This window comes from Streptomyces sp. NBC_00316 (assembly GCF_036158715.1).
GTDB lineage: Bacteria > Actinomycetota > Actinomycetes > Streptomycetales > Streptomycetaceae > Streptomyces.
Genome location: NZ_CP108023.1, coordinates 4,449,800 through 4,469,090, shown reverse-complemented (window position 1 = coordinate 4,469,090; position 19,291 = coordinate 4,449,800). Strand labels below are relative to the sequence as shown.

The window sequence follows — 19,291 nt, the reverse complement described above, 5'->3', positions numbered from 1 at the left end:
GGTCAGCGCCGGGTACGCGGCCGGGCAGGCGTGCGAGCTGGGGTGCGGCCGGTCGTACGCGCCTCGGGTTCCGGATCCGTGGCGGAGGCTTCGGCGAGGCGGACCAGCCGCGCCTCGCAGTGGTCCAGCCAGCGGGCCTCGGCCTCGGCCTGGAAGATCAGCTGTTCCACCACGAGCAGCCAGGCCACCTCGTCGCGGTTGCCCGGGACGTCGGCCAGGGCCTGTGCCTTCAGCCGGGTGTAGTCCTGCATCGCCTTCACGGTGTGGTGGCGCTGCGACTGGATGACGGCCCGGATGTCGACGCCGGGCGCGCCGACGGCCATGGCGAGCTTGATCGCCAGCTCGTCGCGCGGTGGGCTGCTGCGGTCGACGGGTGTCCCGAACCAGTTCCGCAGTTCGGTGCGGCCGTCGTCGGTGATCGAGTAGAGGGCGTGGCCCTGGTCGTCCTCACCGTCCTGGACCACCATGCCGTCGCGCTCCAGCCTGCTGAGCGTGGTGTACACCTGGCCGACGTTCAGGGGCCAGGTGGAGCCGGTGCGTGATTCGAATTCGGTGCGGAGCTGGGAGCCGTAACGGGGCCCGTGCTCCAGGAGGGCAAGGAGCCCATGGCGGATCGACATACTCAGTATGTATACCGAGTATGCCTGCCGAGGCAAGTCCCATCCGTACCACTGGTTCCCTTGCTGCTCCCCCGTAACTTCCCTGCCGCAGCTCAGTTCGTACGCCGGATCCGGAGTCCGAGGAAGCCCAGACCCAGCCCGACCAGGGCTATGCCGACACCCAGTGACACCTGCTGCATGTGGTGAGCGCCGGGCCGGTCGAGGGCCTGCGGTGCCGCCCGGCCCGACTTCCGGGAGTCGTCGGACGCCGTCGTTGTTCTGGGCACTGCCACAGGCGCGGCCGAAGGGGCCGCCGAGGGGGGCGGCTGGTCGAACTGGCCGAGAAAGTCGTCCCGGTGGGTGAGCTCCCAGGGTGAGAACGGCCGCCCGGGTCGCAACCGCCCCACCCCGTCCGCTCGTCCGGCGAGCAGAGGCGGCGCATCGGGCCGGCCGGACGGTCCGTCGGGCGAACCGCCGGCATCGGAACGGGGGCCGGAAAGAGGCTGCCGTGCCGGGCCGGAGGCAGCGTCCGCGGCGCTGCCGGCCGGATCCTTGTCCGCCCGGGCGCTGCCGGCCGGGGCGTTGTTGTCCGTGGAGGCATCGACTGGGGCGTTGCCGTCCTCCGCCGGGCCGGCGCCCGCGGAGCTGTCGGCCGGGCCGCTGTCGCCCACGGAGTGGTCGTTCCCGGCGCTGTCCCCCGGACTGCTGCCGGCCGGGGCCGAGGGCGCCGGACGTGCCGGAGGTCCTGGAAGTTCCGGTGAGGATTCGGCCGAAGGAGGGAGGGACGGTTTGCCCGAGGGGCCGGCGGACGGTCCGGTGGACGGGGCGTCGGCGGGGGGAACCGCGAGGTCTTCCGGTGCTTCGGGAGAGACGGAGGGGGGATCCGCGGATATGTCCGGCCCCGCCGGAGGGGCGGAGGGGGGATCCGCGTCGGGTATGTCCGGTGCGGCGGGCGGCGCGGCCGGCGAAGCGCTGACCGGCTCCCGCGTCCGCCCCGGCGTGCCGCCGGGTTCGCGCTGGTCCGCATGTGCCCGACCCTGTACCGGCCCCAGCGCCACCCCTATCGCTATCGCCAGACAGGCCAGGCACCTCGAAGACCGTGGAGGGAGGAGTCCTGAAGCCATGAGGTCAGCGTCACATGTACCGATATATCCGGCATCCGGGGTGATCGGGACGTACAACGGCCCGGCACACCTGCTGCGTGCCGGGCCGTCACTTCCCCAGGTGCGGCGCTACCCCTTCGCTCAGGCGGGGTCGCCGGTGGAGATGCGCAGCTCGAAGTGGGCGCCCTTCTCGGGGACGGCGGTACCCGAGGAGGGGAACTGGTCGATGACCTGGTCCTCGGCGTAGGCGTTCCCGGGGACCGGGATCGTCTTGATCGTCCAGCCCGCGGCCAGTGCGCATTCCTTCGCGGAGAGGATGTCCTTGTACAGGAAGCTCGGTGCGTCGACCTTGTTCGGGTCGTCGCTGTCCTCCACGGCGTCCGTGCAGTCCTCGGTCTTCATCGTCCGGTTCCGCTCCGGATCCTTGTGCTCGCCCGCCACCGGCGAGCTGCTCGGGTCGCCGCCCGTTCCCGCGGCCGGGTCGCCCTTCAGGGAAAGGACCGTGATCAGGCCGCCGATCGCGATCAGCGCGACCACGATCGAGCCCACGATCACCGGCATGTTCCGCTTGCTGCCGCCGCTGCCGGAACCACCGCCGCCCACCGGCTGGGGAGTGACGGTGTACGGTGCCGGCGCCTGGTGCTGCATCGGCGCCGGGGTCCGGTACGCCGGATTCGCCTGCGGGTAGCCGTACGAAGGCGCCGGGGTCGGGGTCGGGGTCGGCGGACCGTACGGGCCGGGCTGCTGCTGGTACTGCTGCGGCTGATACGGCATCTGCACGCCGTGCGCCGGGGGTGTGGACTGGTCGACCGGCGGGAAGACCGCCGAGCCGACGCCCGAACCGCTGCTGGTCGGTGCACCGCTGATGATCACAGGGGCGCCCGTCTGTCCGCCCGCGTTCAGCACGCGTGTGATCTCGTCCTGCATCGCGGCGGCGCTGGGGAAGCGCTCGTTCGGATTCTTCTTCAGCGCCCGGGCCACGAGCGCGTCCATCGCCGGGGTGATCGAGCGGTTGATGGAGGACGGCGCGACCGGCTCCTCCTGGACGTGCGCATACGCGATCGCGAGCGGCGAGTCCGCGTCGAACGGGATCCGTCCGGTCAGCAGCTGGAACAGCATGATGCCGACCGAGTAGAGGTCGGAGCGCGCATCCACGCCACGGCCCAGCGCCTGTTCGGGGGAGAGGTACTGGGGGGTGCCGACGACCATGCCGGTCTGCGTCATCGAGGTGACACCCGACTGCATGGCACGGGCGATGCCGAAGTCCATGACCTTCACGACACCGCGCTTGGTCACCATCACGTTGCCCGGCTTGATGTCGCGGTGGACCAGGCCCATTTCGTGGCTGGTGTCCAGCGCGGCCAGCACGTCGCCGGTGACCTTGAGCGCTTTCTGGGCCGGCATCGCACCGTAGTTGCGTATGTCCGCCTGGAGTACGGAGCCGAGCGGCTCCCCTTCCACGTATTCCATGACGATGTACGGCATCAGCGCGCCGCCGAGCTCGTCCTCGCCGGTGTCGAAGACCGAAACGATGTTGGTGTGCTGCAACTTGGCAACGGCCTGTGCCTCGCGCCGGAACCGTTCACGGAAGGACTGCTCGCGCCCCAGCTCCGTGTGGAGGGTCTTGATCGCCACCTGGCGATCGAGCGCGGAGTCGTACGCCAGATATACGGACGCCATCCCGCCTTCGCCGAGCAGGTCGCGCAGCTGGTACCGGCCACCGGCGACCGAACCGCCCGCATACCGCCCCTGGGCGCCGTGTGCGCCGTCCTGGCTCATGACTTGCTTCCCCCTAGGCGCGCGTCTCGCGCGAAGATCCCTATATACGCGCCAAGTCTGCCCGAGGGGTACGACACGTCAAGCCGGGTGCCCGTTCCGTGACCCTACGCACAGGAAGAGTCTCGGAAGCGTTACAGGACGGGCATGGAATTTGCGTGTGCGGCGCGGCAGCCGGTTGGATGGCCCGTCCCTCTCGAGAACGGGGTGTCCGGCAGAGGCTGTAGCGTGACGTGGCAATGCAGCAAGGCATGCAAGACACCGTGAGAACCCGCGGACGCGCGGACAGATACGACGGCGAGGACTGATGGCACCCGAACCCGAAGCAAACGGCGGCGGAGTTTCGGATGCGGCCGACTCCTGGGGCGTCGGCGGTGTCGTCGGTGACGGGCGTTACCGGATGACGCACCGCCTCGGCCGTGGTGGCATGGCCGAGGTGTTCGCGGCCGAGGACGTCCGGCTCGGGCGCACGGTCGCGGTGAAGCTGCTCCGTTCCGATCTTGCCGAGGACCCGGTCTCCAAGGCCCGGTTCACGCGTGAGGCACAGTCCGTGGCCGGCCTCAACCACCATGCGATCGTCGCCGTGTACGACTCCGGCGAGGACGTCGTGGGCGGCCAGACCGTCCCGTACATCGTGATGGAGCTCGTCGAGGGCCGCACCATCCGTGATCTGCTGCTCAACGCCGAGGCCCCGCCGCCCGAGCAGGCGCTGATCATCGTCTCGGGGGTGCTGGAGGCCCTCGCGTACTCGCACCAGCACGGCATCGTGCACCGCGACATCAAGCCGGCGAACGTGATCATCACGAACTCCGGCGCGGTCAAGGTGATGGACTTCGGTATCGCCCGCGCCCTGCACGGGGCGCAGTCGACGATGACCCAGACCGGCATGGTCATGGGCACGCCGCAGTACCTCTCCCCCGAGCAGGCGCTCGGCAAGGCCGTCGACCACCGCTCCGATCTGTACGCCACCGGCTGTCTGCTGTACGAACTCCTCGCGCTGCGGCCCCCGTTCACGGGTGAGACGCCGCTCTCCGTCGTGTACCAGCACGTCCAGGACATCCCGGTGCCACCGTCCGGCGTCTCGGGTGCGGTGCCGCCGGAGCTGGACGGGCTCGTCATGCGGTCGCTGGCGAAGGACCCGGACGACCGGTTCCAGAGCGCCGAGGAGATGCGCGGGCTGGTCCAGTACAGCCTGCAGATGCTGCAGGTGCAGGGCGGCCACACGGGCACGTGGAACACCGGCCCGGTCACCGTGCACCAGGGCGGCCACGCCCCCGCCATGGGCATGGCGGGCGGCACGATGGCGATGGGGCAGCCGCAGCACGGGGACACCTCTCAGGGCCCGATCCTGCCGCCGATGAACCCGGACGACGGCGGATACGAGGGCGGGCACGGCGGGGGTGGCGGCCGCGGCAAGATCTGGCTGTTCGTCGTCCTCGCGCTGATCGCGATCGGGGCGGGTGTCGCCATCGCGGTCAACGCGGCGAACGGCAACGGCACCCATCACGAGCCTCCCCCGGCCACGCACTCCAGCTCTCCGGCCCCGACGAAGAGTTCGGAGGCGCCCAGCGAGGAGGACACGAAGGTGGTCCCGCCGCAGGACGACTCCACCGGTGGCGATGAGCAGTCGAACTGGCCGCCGGCATCCACCTCGCCGAGCACCACGCCCAGCACACCGTCCGAGACCCCGTCCGACACGGCCACCTCACCGGACACCGGTGAGACCGACGGCGGCACGGCGACCGACGGCGGCACGAGCACGGACGGGGGCACGGGCACGGACGGCGGCACGACGACCGACGGGGGAACGGGCACCGACGGGGGCACGACGACCGACGGGGGCACGACCACCGACGGCGGGACCATCACCGGTGCCAACGGCAACCCGGCGACCGCGGGGGGCACCAGCCCCTGATCCCCGGGACCGTGCGGGCCGGGGACCCGCGAGGCCCTCACTCCGTGAAGGCCTCGCGCACCGCCTCGTACTCCCGCGTCCACCAGACCGCCAGGGCCGACACCGCAGGAAACTGCGGGTCGGCCCTTCCGTCGTGCAGGCGGTAGCGCCAGCGCAGTATCCAGAAGTCGTTGAGCCGCTCCCACCACACCCGGTGCACCGCGGCGGCGAGTTCGGCGGCGCCCGCGCCGGTCGCCCCCCGGTAGGCCCGCGCGTACGCCCGTACCTTGTCCAGTTCCAGCTTTCCGGCGGGCTGTACGAAGAAGATCGCCGCGGCCCGTACCGCCTCCTCGGCGCGCGGCTGCACCCCCAGCCGGTCCCAGTCGATGATCGCCACCGGATTCGCCCCCCGGTACAGCACGTTCAGTGGGTGGAAGTCGCCGTGCACCCAGCCGGTCGCCGGGACGTCGGGGGCGGGCGGCCGGCGGTCGGCGTACTGCTCCAGGAGGGCGCGCCGCTCGACGAGGCGGTGCTCGGCCAGCTCGTCGAAGGAGTCCCGGGGCCGCCGTCCGCGCGCTGCGGCGAGCAGATCGTCGATCAGCGCGAACGTGTCGGCGGCGTCCGGGCTCGCAGGTCCGCGCCCCTGGGCGGCCCCGGTCTCCATGACCTGTGCAAGGCCGGTGTGTACGGCTCCGAGGAGCGCCCCGAGCCGCTGCGACTGGGCGGTGGTCAGCTGGGCGCCCACCCGGTGCAGTCCGTCCACCCACGGGTGCAGGGCGTAGCACCGGCCGCCGATCTCGGTGACCGTGCCGCCCTCCGTGTCCTCGACGGGCGGCGCGACCGGCACTCCGAGCGACTGCAGCCGCTGGGTGGCGCGGTGCTGGCGGACGATGGTCGCGCGGTCGCCGGTGGAGTCGTCGAGGTGGTGCTTGAGGAAGTACGAGCCGCGGGTGGTGGAGACGCGGTAGCCGTGGTTGAGGAGGCCCTGGGTGACGGGGCTGCAGGTGAGGGGCTCACCCGCGTCCGGGTATCGCCGCAGCACCTCGACGACCGGCGGTACGGGGGGGAGGGCTACAGATGAGCGCGGCACTCACCAAATGGTAGATCACGCTGTGTGGTGACTCGACTGACTTGCGTGACGGCTCAGAGTGTGCGTAGTGACGAAGTGCGGGGCGAGCCGGAGATAGACCGGCTCGAACGGCTCGCCGTCGATCCGGAGCGGTGTCGCACCGAAGCGCGCGCGATGCTCCTCGGTCGGATGCACGATCTCGGCGGGGCCGGTGAGCTGCACCGACCACAGATCGCCGCCGCCCGCGTCCTCGGTGCCCGCCGTGTTGAAGTTGTCCACCGCGTACGCGACGACGCTGCCGTCGCACGACTCCTTCCGGCCGAGCGCGTTGTGCATCCTCAGGACGACGTGTCCGTCGATCACGAGATGGCGGGCCACCGCCAGAAACGGAAGGGCCCGACGGGTCGTCGCCAGCCGGCCGTACCGCACCCGCCCGAGCAGCTCGATCGCCCCGGGTTCCATCGGTGGGGGTTCCATCGCCGGGGGTGCTGGTGGTGCTGTTGCTGGTGGTTCCGCAGAGGGCATGCGTCCACTCTCCGTCAACGTGGTGGACACAGAAAGAGGCCGCAGCCCCGGGTGGCCCGGGACCAAGGTCCCGAAACGCCCGCCGGCGACCGCGGTCCGGTGCCGTACGCCGCGTGCGCTCAGCGCCGCTCGGCCTCCAGCCGCGCCACATAGGCGGCGGCCTGCGAGCGTCGCTCCATGCCCAGCTTGGACAGCAGGCTGGAGACGTAGTTCTTGATCGTCTTCTCGGCGAGATGCAGCCGCTCGCCGATCACCCGGTTCGTCAGCCCCTCGCCGATCAGGTCGAGGATCCGGCGCTCCTGGTCGGTGAGGGCGGACAGCTTGTCGTCGCTCCGGCTCTCCTTGCCCTCGCGCAGCCGTTCCAGCACGCGGGCGGTGGCCACGGGATCCAGCAGAGACTTTCCGGCCGCCACGTCCCGTACCGCCGTGAGCAGCTCATTGCCGCGGATCGCCTTCAGCACATATCCCGACGCGCCCGCCATGATCGCGTCGAAGAGCGCCTCGTCATCGGCGTACGACGTCAGCATCAGGCATTTGATGCTGTCGTCCTTGGAGCGGATCTCCCGGCAGACCTCCACCCCGCTGCCGTCCGGCAGCCGCACGTCGAGCACCGCCACATCGGGCCGGGTGGCGAGGATGCGGACCAGCGCGTCCGCCGCCGTGCCGGCTTCCCCGACGACTTCGATGTCCTGCTCGCACGAGAGCAATTCGTGGACGCCCCGTCGGACGACCTCGTGGTCATCGAGTAGAAAAACGGTGATTTTTCCTTCTTCGCGCACAAATGCAGTCTCACACACTCCCCTCTTCCCTGCCGCTGAACGGCGGGATAACGTGCCGTTGTTCCGGCGGCCTGCAAGGCTGTTACCAGTGCTGTGACCAGCGAAAGTTCCCGACTTTTTCGATTTACTTGGAAATCCAAGCAAAATCGCAGGTCAGACAGGGTTTCGTAGTTGTGGGGCGCACTGGGTAACGTGCCTTTGGCAGGACGCTCGCCGGGGCACCTGTCACGCCTGTTCCCGGCCGAGCGGCACCCACCCCGTGCACGGGTACGGACACAGGCGAGCCGCACTGGTCTCCCGGCAGACCCCGGGGGCCGGACCGACGGAGGAGCACGCACGTGACCGTGGAGAGCACTGCCGCGCGCAAACCGCGACGCAGCAGCAAGCGGACCAGCGCCGCGAGGACGCCACAGAGTTCGGAGCCCGAGCTCGTACAGCTGCTGACGCCCGAGGGCGAGCGGGTGGAGCACCCGGACTACACGATTGACCTGACCGCGGACGAGCTGCGCGGTCTGTACCGGGACATGGTCCTGACCCGACGTTTCGACGCCGAGGCCACCGCGCTGCAGCGTCAGGGCGAGCTGGGCCTGTGGGCGTCGCTGCTGGGCCAGGAGGCCGCCCAGATCGGCTCCGGCCGGGCCCTGCGCGACGACGACTATGTCTTCCCGACCTACCGTGAGCACGGGGTCGCCTGGTGCCGCGGGGTCGACCCGACCAACCTGCTCGGGATGTTCCGCGGTGTGAACCACGGCGGCTGGGACCCGAACACCAACAACTTCCACCTGTACACGATCGTCATCGGCTCGCAGACCCTGCACGCCACCGGCTACGCCATGGGCGTCGCCAAGGACGGCGCGGACTCGGCCGTGATCGCGTACTTCGGTGACGGCGCCTCCAGCCAGGGTGACGTGGCCGAGTCGTTCACCTTCTCCGCGGTCTACAACGCGCCCGTGGTGTTCTTCTGCCAGAACAACCAGTGGGCGATCTCCGAGCCGACCGAGAAGCAGACCCGGGTGCCGCTCTACCAGCGCGCCCAGGGCTTCGGCTTCCCCGGCGTCCGGGTCGACGGCAACGACGTCCTCGCGTGCCTGGCCGTCACCAAGTCGGCGCTCGAGCGGGCCCGCCGGGGCGAGGGTCCCACCCTCGTCGAGGCGTTCACCTACCGGATGGGCGCGCACACCACCTCCGACGACCCGACGAAGTACCGGGCGGACGAGGAGCGTGCCTCCTGGGAGGCCAAGGACCCGATCCTGCGGCTGCGTACGTATCTGGAGAAGCAGGAGCTCGCCGACGAGGCGTTCTTCACCGCGCTGGAGACCGAGAGCGAGACTCTCGGCAAGCGGGTCCGGGAAGCGGTGCGGGCCATGCCCGACCCGGACCGGATGGCGATCTTCGACCACGTCTACGCCGACGGGAACCCGCTCGTCGACGAGGAGCGTGCCCAGTTCGCCGCCTACCAGGCTTCGTTCGCCGAGGAGGGCAACTAGTCATGGCCACGCAGAAGATGTCCCTCGCGAAGGCGCTCAACGAGTCGCTGCGCAAGGCCCTCGACACCGACCCCAAGGTCCTCATCATGGGTGAGGACGTCGGCAAGCTGGGCGGGGTCTTCCGGATCACCGACGGGCTCCAGAAGGACTTCGGCGAGGACCGGGTCATCGACACCCCGCTCGCCGAGTCCGGCATCGTCGGCACCGCGATCGGTCTGGCCCTGCGCGGCTACCGGCCGATCGTGGAGATCCAGTTCGACGGCTTCGTCTTCCCGGCGTACGACCAGATCGTCACGCAGCTCGCGAAGATGCACGCCCGCGCGCTCGGCAAGATCAAGCTGCCGGTCGTCGTCCGGATCCCGTACGGCGGCGGCATCGGTGCCGTCGAGCACCACAGTGAATCGCCCGAGGCCCTGTTCGCGCACGTCGCGGGGTTGAAGGTGGTCTCGCCGTCCAACGCGTCGGACGCCTACTGGATGATGCAGCAGGCCGTCCAGAGCGACGACCCGATCATCTTCTTCGAGCCGAAGCGGCGCTACTGGGACAAGGGCGAGGTCGAGACCGACCTCATCCCCGGCCCGCTGCACAAGGCCGCGACGGTACGGGAGGGCTCCGACCTCACCCTCGTCGCGTACGGCCCGATGGTGAAGGTCTGCCTGGAAGCGGCCGCGGCCGCCCAGGAGGAGGGCAAGTCGATCGAGGTCCTGGACCTGCGCTCGATGTCCCCGATCGACTTCGACGCCGTCCAGGCGTCGGTCGAGAAGACCGGCCGGCTGGTCGTGGTCCACGAGGCGCCGGTGTTCTACGGCTCCGGGGCCGAGATCGCCGCCCGCATCACGGAGCGGTGCTTCTACCATCTCGAAGCACCGGTGCTCCGGGTCGGCGGCTACCACGCCCCGTATCCGCCGGCGCGGCTCGAGGACGAGTACCTGCCGGGCCTGGACCGCGTGCTCGACGCCGTCGACCGCTCGCTGGCGTACTGAGGAGAGGGGTCGTGACGACGATGACCGAAACGTCTGCTCGCTTCCGTGAGTTCAAGATGCCCGACGTGGGCGAGGGACTGACCGAGGCCGAGATCCTCAAGTGGTACGTCCAGCCGGGCGACACCGTCACCGACGGCCAGGTCGTGTGCGAGGTCGAGACCGCGAAGGCGGCCGTGGAGCTGCCGATCCCGTTCGACGGGGTGGTGCACGAGCTGCGCTTCCCCGAGGGCACGACCGTCGACGTCGGCCAGGTGATCATCGCAGTGGACGTGGCACCGGGCAGCGCCGAGGCTCCGGCCGCGGCGGCCGCTCCCGTCGCCGAGCCGGAGGCCGAACCGGAGGAGCCGAAGGGCCGCCAGCCGGTGCTGGTGGGCTACGGCGTGGCCGAGTCCTCCACCAAGCGGCGGGCCCGCAAGGGCGACGGGACGGCTGCCCCGGCGGCCGCGGTCGCCGGGATCCAGGGCGAGCTCAACGGCCACGGCCACGCTGCCGCCCCCGCCGTGGCTCCGGCCGTCGTGCCCGTGCCGGCGAGCCGCCCGCTCGCCAAGCCGCCGGTGCGCAAGCTGGCGAAGGACCTCGGTATCGATCTGGCGACGGTCGTCCCGACCGGTCCGGGCGGGGTCATCACCCGCGAGGACGTGCACGCGGCAGCCGCCCCCGTAGCGGCGCAGGCACAGGTACCGGCGCCCGCCGCCCCGGTCGCGGCACCGGCGCCCGTCCCCGCGGCACCTGTCGCGGCAGCCTCGGAACCGGGCGTCCGGGAGACCCGTATCCCGGTCAAGGGCGTGCGGAAGGCCATCGCGCAGGCGATGGTCGGCAGCGCGTTCACGGCTCCGCACGTCACCGAGTTCGTGACGGTCGACGTCACGCGCACGATGAAGCTCGTGGCGGAGCTCAAGGAGGACAAGGACATGGCGGGGGTCCGGGTCAACCCGCTCCTGATCATCGCCAAGGCGCTCCTGGTCGCGATCAAGCGGAACCCCGAGGTCAACGCCGCCTGGGACGAGGCCAACCAGGAGATCGTGCAGAAGCACTACGTGAACCTGGGCATCGCGGCCGCCACCCCGCGCGGTCTGATCGTGCCGAACATCAAGGACGCGCACGACAAGACCCTGCCCCAGCTCGCCGCGGCGCTGGGAGAGCTGGTCGCCACGGCACGCGAGGGCAGGACGTCCCCCGCGGCCATGGCGGGCGGCACGGTGACGATCACCAATGTCGGCGTCTTCGGCGTCGACACGGGCACGCCGATCCTGAACCCGGGCGAGTCCGCGATCCTCGCGGTCGGCGCGATCAAGCTGCAGCCGTGGGTCCACAAGGGCAAGGTGAAGCCTCGTCAGGTCACCACGCTGGCACTGTCGTTCGACCACCGTCTGGTCGACGGCGAGCTCGGCTCCAAGGTGCTCGCCGATGTCGCGGCGATCCTGGAACAGCCCAAGCGGCTGATCACCTGGGCGTAACACCCCGCGGAGGTACGCCGAAGGGGCCTGTGGCACTGACCGTGCCGCAGGCCCCTTCGGGTTTCCGCCCGGGCGTGGCGCTACAGGCCCCTTCGGATGCTCCGGGGAACGGCTTTCTTGAAGCCGTAGTCCATGAGCTTCTTCGCGTCCGCCGTCCGGGTCGTCTCGGACGTGGAGGCGAGGACGGTGCCGATGACCGTCCTGCCGTTCCGGGTCGCGGCGAAGACGAGGCAGTACTTGGCCGTCGGACCGGATCCGGTCTTCACGCCGATCGCACCGCTGTAGGTGCCGAGCAGCTTGTTGGTGTTGGTCCACGACATGTAGCGGTAGCCGCCGCTCTTCGTGGTGACCTTCTGCCTGGTCGACCTGGTCTTCACGACCGAGCGGAACGTGGCGTTCTTCATCGCGCTGGCGGCGATCTTCGTCAGGTCGCGCGGCGTCGAGTAGTTGGAGCCATTCCCTATGCCGTCGAACGAGTCGAAGTGCGTGTTCTTCAGGCCGAGGGACGTGGCGGAGGCGTTCATCTTGCCGATGAACGACTTCACGCGGGCCGCGCGGGTGGTGCCGGTGCCGAACTTGTCGGCGAGGGCGTACGCGGCATCACAGCCGGACGGCAGCATCAGGCCGTACAGAAGCTGGCGGACGGTGACCTTGTCGCCGACGAACAGGTGGGCCGACGAGGCGCCCTTGGAGACGATGTAGTCGCTGTACGCCTGCTGGATCGTGACCTTGGAATCCAGGTTGAGGTTCTTCTGCGACAGGACCACCTTGGCCGTCATGATCTTGGTGGTGGAACCGGTGGAGCGACGGGTGTCCGCGGCCTTGCTGAACAGGGTCGTCGCGGTGCCGTCGTCCATCACGTAGCCGCCCTTGGCGACGATCGTGGGTGTGGGCGGCGTAGCGGCCTGCGCCCCGGTGGCGAACACGCTGCCCGTGAGGACGGCACCCGCGGTCAGAGCCACGGTGACAGCGGCGGATGCGCGATTTGTTCCCTTGATCCCGATTTTCAATTCGAACGCTCCAAATGCCCCTGGAATGCGGCCACATGACGGTGCCGCTCGGTGGTGAGACTCATGAGGCAGGGCGATGGATGTACCGAAACATGGGGTGATTTCGGGAGCGTTGCCGGGGCGGTGCCGCGCCGCGCCGTCCGGATGGCGGATCGGCGCGGCGCTTGTGTCCATGTTGTATCTATGCTGTGTGCATGCCTGCCGCACCTCCCGTCGTGAAGCGCTCGATGGAGCGCCCCGTGAAGTCCGCTGCGAAGGCCCCGGCGAAGCCGGCCGTCAAGCAGCCGCCCGCCGCCGAGCGCGTCTACACCCACATCAAGCAGGCGGTGCTCGAACGCCGTTACGAGGGCGGGACGCTGCTGACCGAAGGGGATCTCGCAGAGGTCGTCGGCGTCTCCCGCACGCCGGTGCGCGAGGCGCTGCTGCGGCTGGAGGTCGAGGGGCTGATCAAGCTCTATCCGAAGAAGGGGGCCCTGGTGCTCGCCGTCTCCGCGCAGGAGATCTCGGACGTCGTGGAGACCCGGCTGCTCGTCGAGGAGTTCGCGGCCCGCAAGGCCGTGCCCGCCTCCGCGAAGCTGATCGCCCGGCTGGAGGAGCTGCTCGAGGAGCAGCGGCGGCAGGTGCAGGCCGGGGATCTTGCCGCCGTGTCGGTCGCGGACCGCTGCTTCCACGCCGAGATCGTGCGCCACGCGGGCAACGACATCCTGTCGCGCCTCTACGACCAGCTGCGCGACCGGCAGCTGCGGATGGGGGTCGCCGTGATGGAGGCGCACCCGGGCAGGATCGCCGCCAACATCGCCGAGCACGGTGAGCTGCTGGAGGCGATCAGGGCCGGTGACGCCGACGGCGCCGCGCAGGTCGTGCGGCGCCATGTCAGCCGGGTCAAGGTGCTGGTCCGGGGTGAGGACCGGTGAGCTCTGCCGGTGCCCCCACCCTGTCCCTGCCCGGTGATCCGCCCGGCGGCCGGCGTGCCGCCCGGGTCTGGGGCATCGGTGTCGCCGTCTACTTCGTGGCGATCATCTTCCGTACGAGCCTCGGAGTCGCCGGCCTGGACGCCGCCGACCGGTTCGGCATCAACGCCTCCGCCCTGTCGACGTTCTCCATCCTTCAGCTGCTCGTCTACGCGGGCATGCAGATACCGGTCGGCCTGCTGGTCGACCGGTACGGCACCAAGAAGGTCCTCACCACCGGGGCGGTCCTGTTCACCATCGGGCAGCTCGGCTTCGCGCTCTCCCCGTCCTACGGCACGGCGCTGGCCTCCCGGGCGCTGCTCGGCTGCGGTGACGCCATGACGTTCATCAGCGTGCTGCGGCTCGGCGCCCGCTGGTTCCCGGCCCGGCGCGGACCGCTGATCGGCCAGGTCGCCGCCCTCTTCGGCATGGCGGGCAACCTCGTCTCGACGCTCTTCATCGCCCGCGCCCTGCACGGCCTCGGCTGGACCACCACGTTCGCGGGCAGCGCGATGGCCGGCGTCGTGGTGCTGGTGCTGCTGCTCCTCTTCCTGAAGGACCACCCGGAGGGGTATGAGCCGCCGCCCGTCGAGCACACCGGCGCCGCGTACGTGCGCAGGCAGATCGCGGCCTCGTGGCGGGAGCCGGGCACCCGGCTCGGGATGTGGGTGCACTTCACCACGCAGTTCCCGGCCATGGTGTTCCTGCTGCTGTGGGGGATGCCGTTCCTGGTGGAGGCGGAGGGCCTGAGCCGGTCCACCGCCGGCGAGCTGCTCACCCTGGTGGTGCTCTCCAACATGGCCGTCGGCCTCGTCTACGGGCAGATCATCGCCCGCCATCACGCCGCGCGCGCCCCGCTGGCCCTCGGCACGGTCGCGGTGACTGCCGCCCTGTGGGCGTCGGCCATCCTGTACCCGGGCCATGCGCCGATGTGGCTGCTGATCACCCTCTGCACGGTGCTCGGCGCCTGCGGTCCCGCCTCGATGATCGGCTTCGACTTCGCGCGCCCGGCCAACCCGCCGGAGCGGCAGGGCACCGCCTCGGGGATCGTCAACATGGGCGGCTTCACGGCCTCGATGACCACTCTGTTCGCCATCGGAGTGCTGCTCGACGCCACGGGCGACGACTACCGCATCGCGTTCGCCTCCGTCTTCGTGCTGGAGGCGCTCGGGGTCGTGCAGATTCTGCGGCTGCACGCCCGCGCCACGCGCCGGGAGCGGAGCCACCACGTGATCAGCCGTGTGGAGGCCGTGCACGTACCCGCGTGACCGCCGCGGCGGCGCGCCCGTCTCTTCGTTCCACGAAACGACGGGCGCCGCCGGCCCTTCCGGCTGCTACGGCGTGACGGTGCCGGACGTCACGGCGTCACGGCGAAGTTCTGCAGGATCGCCGCGGCCAGCTCCTGGTCGCCCTCGGTCTTGATCCGGTCCGCGACCGCCGACGGCCGCACCCGCCCGCAGGCCAGCCGGACGTACGTCTCCCAGTCCGTCGACAGCGTCACCGCGGGACCCAACGACGGCGCACCGTCCACGGAGCCATGGCCGTCCGCGTCGATCCTGACCGTGCGCATGAACTCCACCGGCCCGTGCACATCGAGCACGACCGCCGACTGGGGCGGTGCGCCGGCGTCCTTGGCGACCACCTTCGGCAGCGCGGCGAGCAGCACGTCCCGGACGATGGTTGCTCCGGGGGAGTCCAGATTGCCGGGCAGTCCCAGCGACGCCCGCAGGTCCTGCTCGTGCACCCAGACATCGAAGGCCCGCATCCGCAGCGCGAGTTCCAGGGTCTGCTCGGCGCCGAGCGGCGCCCTGGTCATGGTCTCCGGGTCACGTGCCTCGTTCCGCAGCTGACGGGAGCGGCGGATGATCGTGTACTCCAGCTCGGAGGTCATCTCGGGTGCGGTGTGGTGGCGCCGCACATCGACCTGCATCTCCATGTAGCGGGTGAACTCGTTCTGTACGTGGTAGAGATCGCGCGGCAGCGTGTGGATCGGCCGCGGATCGCCGAGCTGCTCGCACTCCATGCCGATGACGTGCGAGACGATGTCACGCACCGACCAACCGGGGCACGGTGTACGGCGGTTCCACTCCCCCTCGGCGAGCGGCTTCACCAGCTCGGCTATCGACTCGACGGAGTGGGTCCAGGCATCGGCGTAGGTCTGGAGGATGGGATGGACGGTCACGGGACCCCTCGTGCGGTTCTGCGGTGCATGGGCTGGACTGCGGGCGCGGTCGGCGGGCGGCGGCTGCGGGCTGCGTGGGAGGTTCGGTCGCTAAGTTACGCTGCGAGCAGGCACCCCGGCAGTGCTTTCGTGTGACGATCGTAGGCCCGCGTTGACGGCTCGAATGCCAGGACGGTGGTAGTGTGCACGCCTCCCTCATCCAGATCGCAGTAGACCCGGACGAATCGGTCAATTCCCGCAGGGATCGCGTGGCTTCACTGGTCGCGGAACAGCGGGGTGCCGATCTGGTGGTCCTTCCCGAACTCTGGCCGGTCGGCGCGTTCGCGTACACCGCCTTCGCCGACGAGGCCGAACCCCTCCTGGGACCCACGCACGACCTGATGGCGAAGGCCGCGGCCGATGCCGGGGTCTGGCTGCACGCGGGCTCCTTCGTGGAACGCGCCGACGACGGCACGCTCTACAACACGTCCCTGGTCTTCACGCCCGAGGGCGAGCGGGCCGCCGCGTACCGCAAGATCCACCGCTTCGGGTTCGACAAGGGCGAGGCGGTGATGATGGGCGCCGGCGAGGACCTCGTGACGGTCGCCCTGCCGCTGACCACGCTCGGCCTCGCCACCTGCTACGACCTGCGCTTCCCCGAGCTGTTCCGTGGCCTCGTCGACGCGGGCGCGCAGACGCTCGTCGTACCGGCGGGCTGGCCGGAGCGGCGCCGCGCCCACTGGACCCTGCTGGCCCGGGCGCGGGCCGTCGAGAACCAGGCGTACGTCCTGGCCGTCGGCACCGGGGGCACGCATGCCGGGGTCGAGCAGGCCGGGCACAGCATCGCCGTCGACCCGTGGGGCGAGGTGCTCGCCGAGGCGGGCGCGGGCGAGGAGGTGCTCACCGTGGAGTTCGACCCGGCGAAGGTCGCCGCCACGCGGGAGCAGTTCCCGGCGCTCAAGGACCGGCGCCTGGGCCTCGCCCCGCCAACGGCCGTCCGCTGACAGGGCCGTTGCCCCGGCGGGCGACGCACCGGCATCGGGCCGGGCGCACCGCCGCCTGACCGGGCTGTTTCACGTGAAACAGCCCACATGTCCTCAGTCCTCGTCGCGCTCCTTGTCCGCCAGCACGATCACGCACACGGCGACGGCGATCAGCAGTGCCGTGTCGGCGTCCTCCCGTACGACATCGATGCCGTACGTGTCCCGGACGGTCAGCCATCGTCGCGAGATCTGGGCCAGCAGTTCGCCGTCGTAGTCGATGGCGAACTCGCGGTCCAGGATCTTGCCGCTGACGTCGAGCCCGGTGCCGTCCACCAGCGTCACCCGGTAGTGGTTGCGCAGCAGAGACAGCCGTTTGCGCTTGATCCTGGCGAGCTGTTCGCCGTCGCGCTCGATGAGCATCGTGTCGCGCAGGCTCAGCAGTTTCTGCCGGATCTCGATGAGAATCCGGCCCTGCGCGTCCTTCAGCTCGAAGGTGTCGCGCATCCGCAGGGCCTTGCCGTCGACGAGTAAGACCTTGCGCCCGTCCTCGTCCTCGATCCAGTAGTCGTCGCCGACGGCGAAGAGCCGCTCACGCACCAGGAATCTCATGGCTCACAGGTTCCCCCCGGGACTCCCCGGAATGTGTGCGACCCTCCGGAATGCGGACGGCCACGGTGATGTTGACTCTTCACATGGCTACACGTGCGCGCGTCAGGGCCCCCGAGCTGATCGGCAAGGGCGGCTGGCTCAATACAGGCGACCAGCAGTACACCCTCGCTGACCTGCGGGGACGCATCGTCATCCTGGATTTCTGGACATTCTGCTGTGTGAACTGTCTGCATGTCCTCGATGAGCTGCGCGAGCTGGAGGAGAAGCACCGTGACACCGTGGTGATCATCGGCGTGCACTCGCCGAAGTTCGTCCACGAGGCCGAGCACCAGGCCGTCGTCGACGCCGTCGAGCGGTACGAGGTCCACCACCCCGTGCTCGACGACCCCGAACTCGCCACCTGGAAGCAGTACGCCGTACGGGCCTGGCCCACGCTCGTCGTCATCGACCCCGAGGGTTATGTCGTCGCCCAGCACGCCGGCGAGGGGCACGCGCACGCCATCGCGAAGCTCGTCGAGGAGCTGGAGGCGGAGCACGCCGAGAAGGGCACGCTGCGCCGTGGCGACGGCCCGTACGTGGCGCCCGAGCCCGTCGCCACGCATCTGCGTTTCCCCGGCAAGGCCCTGCTGCTGCCGGACGGCGGCTTCCTGGTCTCCGACACCACCCGGCACCGCCTCGTCGAGATCGAGCAGGACGGCGAGACGGTCCGCCGTCACTTCGGTACGGGGGACCGGGGGCTCATGGACGGCGGACCCGACGAGGTCCGGTTCAGCGAGCCGCAGGGGCTGGCCGTGCTGCCCGACGGCCGGATCGCGGTCGCCGACACCGTCAACCACGCCATCCGCGCCCTCGACCTCACGACCGGGGTGACGACGACGCTCGCCGGTACCGGTCGCCAGTGGTGGCAGGGCTCCCCGACCACCGGCCCGGCCCGAGAGGTCGACCTCTCGTCCCCGTGGGACGTCGCCTGGTTCGCGGACCGGCTGTGGATCGCCATGGCGGGCGTGCATCAGCTGTGGTCGTACGGCCCGGAAGCCGGGACCGTGCAGGTCGCCGCGGGCACCACCAATGAGGGTCTGGTGGACGGTCCGGCCGACGAGGCCTGGTTCGCCCAGCCGTCCGGGCTCGCGGCCACGGCCGACGGCGAACGGCTCTGGGTCGCCGACTCGGAGACGTCCGCGCTGCGCTACGTCGACCGGGACGGGACCGTGCACACGGCCGTCGGCACCGGCCTCTTCGACTTCGGCCACCGCGACGGCGCCGCCGACCAGGCGCTCTTCCAGCACCCGCTGGGCGTCACCGCGCTGCCGGACGGGTCCGTTGCCGTCAGCGACACGTACAACCACGCGCTGCGCCGTTACGACCCGGCCACCGGTGAGGTCACCACCCTGGCCACGGATCTGCGGGAGCCGAGCGACGCCGTGCTGGTCGGTGACGACCTCGTCGTCGTCGAGTCGGCCCGCCACCGGCTGACCCGGCTGCGCCTGCCCGAGGAAGCCGTGCGCGTCGCCGACCAGGCGCACCGCACCCAGCGCGCGGCCACCGAGATCGCCCCCGGCACGCTCCGTCTGGACGTGGTCTTCCAGGCGCCCGCCGGCCAGAAGCTCGACACCCGGTACGGTCCCTCGACCCGGCTGCTGGTCTCGTCGACCCCGCCGGAGCTGCTGGCGGAGGGCGCCGGTCCCGGCACCGATCTCTTCCGTGACCTGGTCCTGGCCGACGGCGTCACCGAAGGCGTTCTGCATGTGTCCGCGATGGCGGCGTCGTGCGACGACGACCCGGCGAACGAGTACCCGGCGTGCCACGTCCACCAGCAGGACTGGGGCGTCCCCGTCCGCGTGACCGCGGAGGGAACGCCCCGGCTGCCGCTGGTGCTCGCCGGAATGGACGAGCAGGCCTGACGGGC

Annotated in this window: 17 protein-coding genes; 8 read left to right on the top strand and 9 right to left on the bottom strand. The window is 70.4% G+C overall.

Annotated elements, in window-relative coordinates; all coding sequences use genetic code 11:
• Positions 1–2: 2 nt before the first annotated feature.
• From OG878_RS19850 to OG878_RS19840, 3 genes are all read right to left on the bottom strand, one after another.
• Entirely contained in the window at positions 3–620 is a 618-nt protein-coding gene (locus OG878_RS19850; protein ID WP_328888031.1) for a PadR family transcriptional regulator, read from the bottom strand.
• Positions 621–712: 92 nt separating this feature from the next.
• Positions 713–1,270, bottom strand: a complete 558-nt coding sequence (locus OG878_RS19845) for a hypothetical protein (RefSeq protein ID WP_328888030.1) — start codon at positions 1,268–1,270, stop codon at positions 713–715.
• Between the two features lie 573 nt (positions 1,271–1,843).
• The gene (locus tag OG878_RS19840; RefSeq protein ID WP_328888029.1) at positions 1,844–3,481 is read right to left on the bottom strand and encodes a protein kinase domain-containing protein; all 1,638 of its coding nucleotides are present in this window, start codon (positions 3,479–3,481) and stop codon (positions 1,844–1,846) included.
• Between the two features lie 304 nt (positions 3,482–3,785).
• Here OG878_RS19840 and OG878_RS19835 point away from each other — a divergent pair, with 304 nt between their 5' ends.
• Positions 3,786–5,393, top strand: coding sequence for a protein kinase domain-containing protein (locus tag OG878_RS19835; protein WP_328888028.1), 1,608 nt, complete (start codon positions 3,786–3,788; stop codon positions 5,391–5,393).
• Positions 5,394–5,430: 37 nt separating this feature from the next.
• Here the strand turns inward: OG878_RS19835 and OG878_RS19830 are convergent, their stop codons facing one another.
• From OG878_RS19830 to OG878_RS19820, 3 genes are all read right to left on the bottom strand, one after another.
• On the bottom strand, positions 5,431–6,414 hold the full coding sequence (locus tag OG878_RS19830; RefSeq protein WP_328891305.1) for a phosphotransferase: 984 nt from the start codon (positions 6,412–6,414) through the stop codon (positions 5,431–5,433).
• Between the two features lie 63 nt (positions 6,415–6,477).
• Positions 6,478–6,903: a pyridoxamine 5'-phosphate oxidase family protein gene (locus OG878_RS19825; protein ID WP_328888027.1), complete on the bottom strand. Its 426-nt coding sequence runs from the start codon at positions 6,901–6,903 to the stop codon at positions 6,478–6,480.
• Between the two features lie 182 nt (positions 6,904–7,085).
• Complete coding sequence (locus OG878_RS19820; protein ID WP_328888026.1) at positions 7,086–7,745, bottom strand: response regulator transcription factor; 660 nt, start codon at positions 7,743–7,745, stop codon at positions 7,086–7,088.
• Between the two features lie 338 nt (positions 7,746–8,083).
• Here OG878_RS19820 and pdhA point away from each other — a divergent pair, with 338 nt between their 5' ends.
• Genes pdhA through OG878_RS19805 form a run of 3 tightly spaced genes read left to right on the top strand, consistent with a single transcriptional unit; the run spans position 8,084 to position 11,672 of the window.
• On the top strand, positions 8,084–9,232 hold the full coding sequence (gene pdhA, locus OG878_RS19815; RefSeq protein WP_328888025.1) for a pyruvate dehydrogenase (acetyl-transferring) E1 component subunit alpha: 1,149 nt from the start codon (positions 8,084–8,086) through the stop codon (positions 9,230–9,232).
• 2 nt (positions 9,233–9,234) lie between these two features.
• The gene (locus tag OG878_RS19810; protein WP_328888024.1) at positions 9,235–10,215 is read left to right on the top strand and encodes an alpha-ketoacid dehydrogenase subunit beta; all 981 of its coding nucleotides are present in this window, start codon (positions 9,235–9,237) and stop codon (positions 10,213–10,215) included.
• An 11-nt stretch (positions 10,216–10,226) separates the two neighbouring features.
• Positions 10,227–11,672: a dihydrolipoamide acetyltransferase family protein gene (locus tag OG878_RS19805; protein ID WP_328888023.1), complete on the top strand. Its 1,446-nt coding sequence runs from the start codon at positions 10,227–10,229 to the stop codon at positions 11,670–11,672.
• An 80-nt stretch (positions 11,673–11,752) separates the two neighbouring features.
• Here the strand turns inward: OG878_RS19805 and OG878_RS19800 are convergent, their stop codons facing one another.
• Positions 11,753–12,682: a D-alanyl-D-alanine carboxypeptidase family protein gene (locus OG878_RS19800; protein ID WP_328888022.1), complete on the bottom strand. Its 930-nt coding sequence runs from the start codon at positions 12,680–12,682 to the stop codon at positions 11,753–11,755.
• A 194-nt stretch (positions 12,683–12,876) separates the two neighbouring features.
• Between OG878_RS19800 and OG878_RS19795 the strand changes: the two genes are divergently transcribed.
• Positions 12,877–13,596: a GntR family transcriptional regulator gene (locus tag OG878_RS19795; RefSeq protein WP_443049136.1), complete on the top strand. Its 720-nt coding sequence runs from the start codon at positions 12,877–12,879 to the stop codon at positions 13,594–13,596.
• On the top strand, positions 13,593–14,900 hold the full coding sequence (locus OG878_RS19790) for an MFS transporter (protein ID WP_328888021.1): 1,308 nt from the start codon (positions 13,593–13,595) through the stop codon (positions 14,898–14,900). The genes OG878_RS19795 and OG878_RS19790 overlap by 4 nt, the downstream gene beginning before the upstream one ends.
• Before the next feature lie 89 nt (positions 14,901–14,989).
• Here the strand turns inward: OG878_RS19790 and OG878_RS19785 are convergent, their stop codons facing one another.
• A complete protein-coding gene (locus tag OG878_RS19785) occupies positions 14,990–15,814 on the bottom strand; it encodes a maleylpyruvate isomerase family mycothiol-dependent enzyme (protein WP_328888020.1) in 825 nt (274 codons plus the stop codon).
• Positions 15,815–15,996: 182 nt separating this feature from the next.
• On the opposite strand from OG878_RS19785, the gene OG878_RS19780 reads away from it, so the two are divergent.
• Entirely contained in the window at positions 15,997–16,797 is an 801-nt protein-coding gene (locus OG878_RS19780) for a carbon-nitrogen family hydrolase (protein ID WP_328888019.1), read from the top strand.
• Positions 16,798–16,890: 93 nt separating this feature from the next.
• Here the strand turns inward: OG878_RS19780 and OG878_RS19775 are convergent, their stop codons facing one another.
• Positions 16,891–17,385, bottom strand: a complete 495-nt coding sequence (locus tag OG878_RS19775; RefSeq protein ID WP_328888018.1) for an LURP-one-related/scramblase family protein — start codon at positions 17,383–17,385, stop codon at positions 16,891–16,893.
• A gap of 83 nt (positions 17,386–17,468) precedes the next feature.
• Between OG878_RS19775 and OG878_RS19770 the strand changes: the two genes are divergently transcribed.
• Positions 17,469–19,286 (top strand): NHL domain-containing thioredoxin family protein, encoded by a 1,818-nt coding sequence (locus tag OG878_RS19770; protein ID WP_328888017.1) that lies wholly within the window; start codon positions 17,469–17,471, stop codon positions 19,284–19,286.
• The last annotated feature ends 5 nt before the right edge of the window (positions 19,287–19,291 follow it).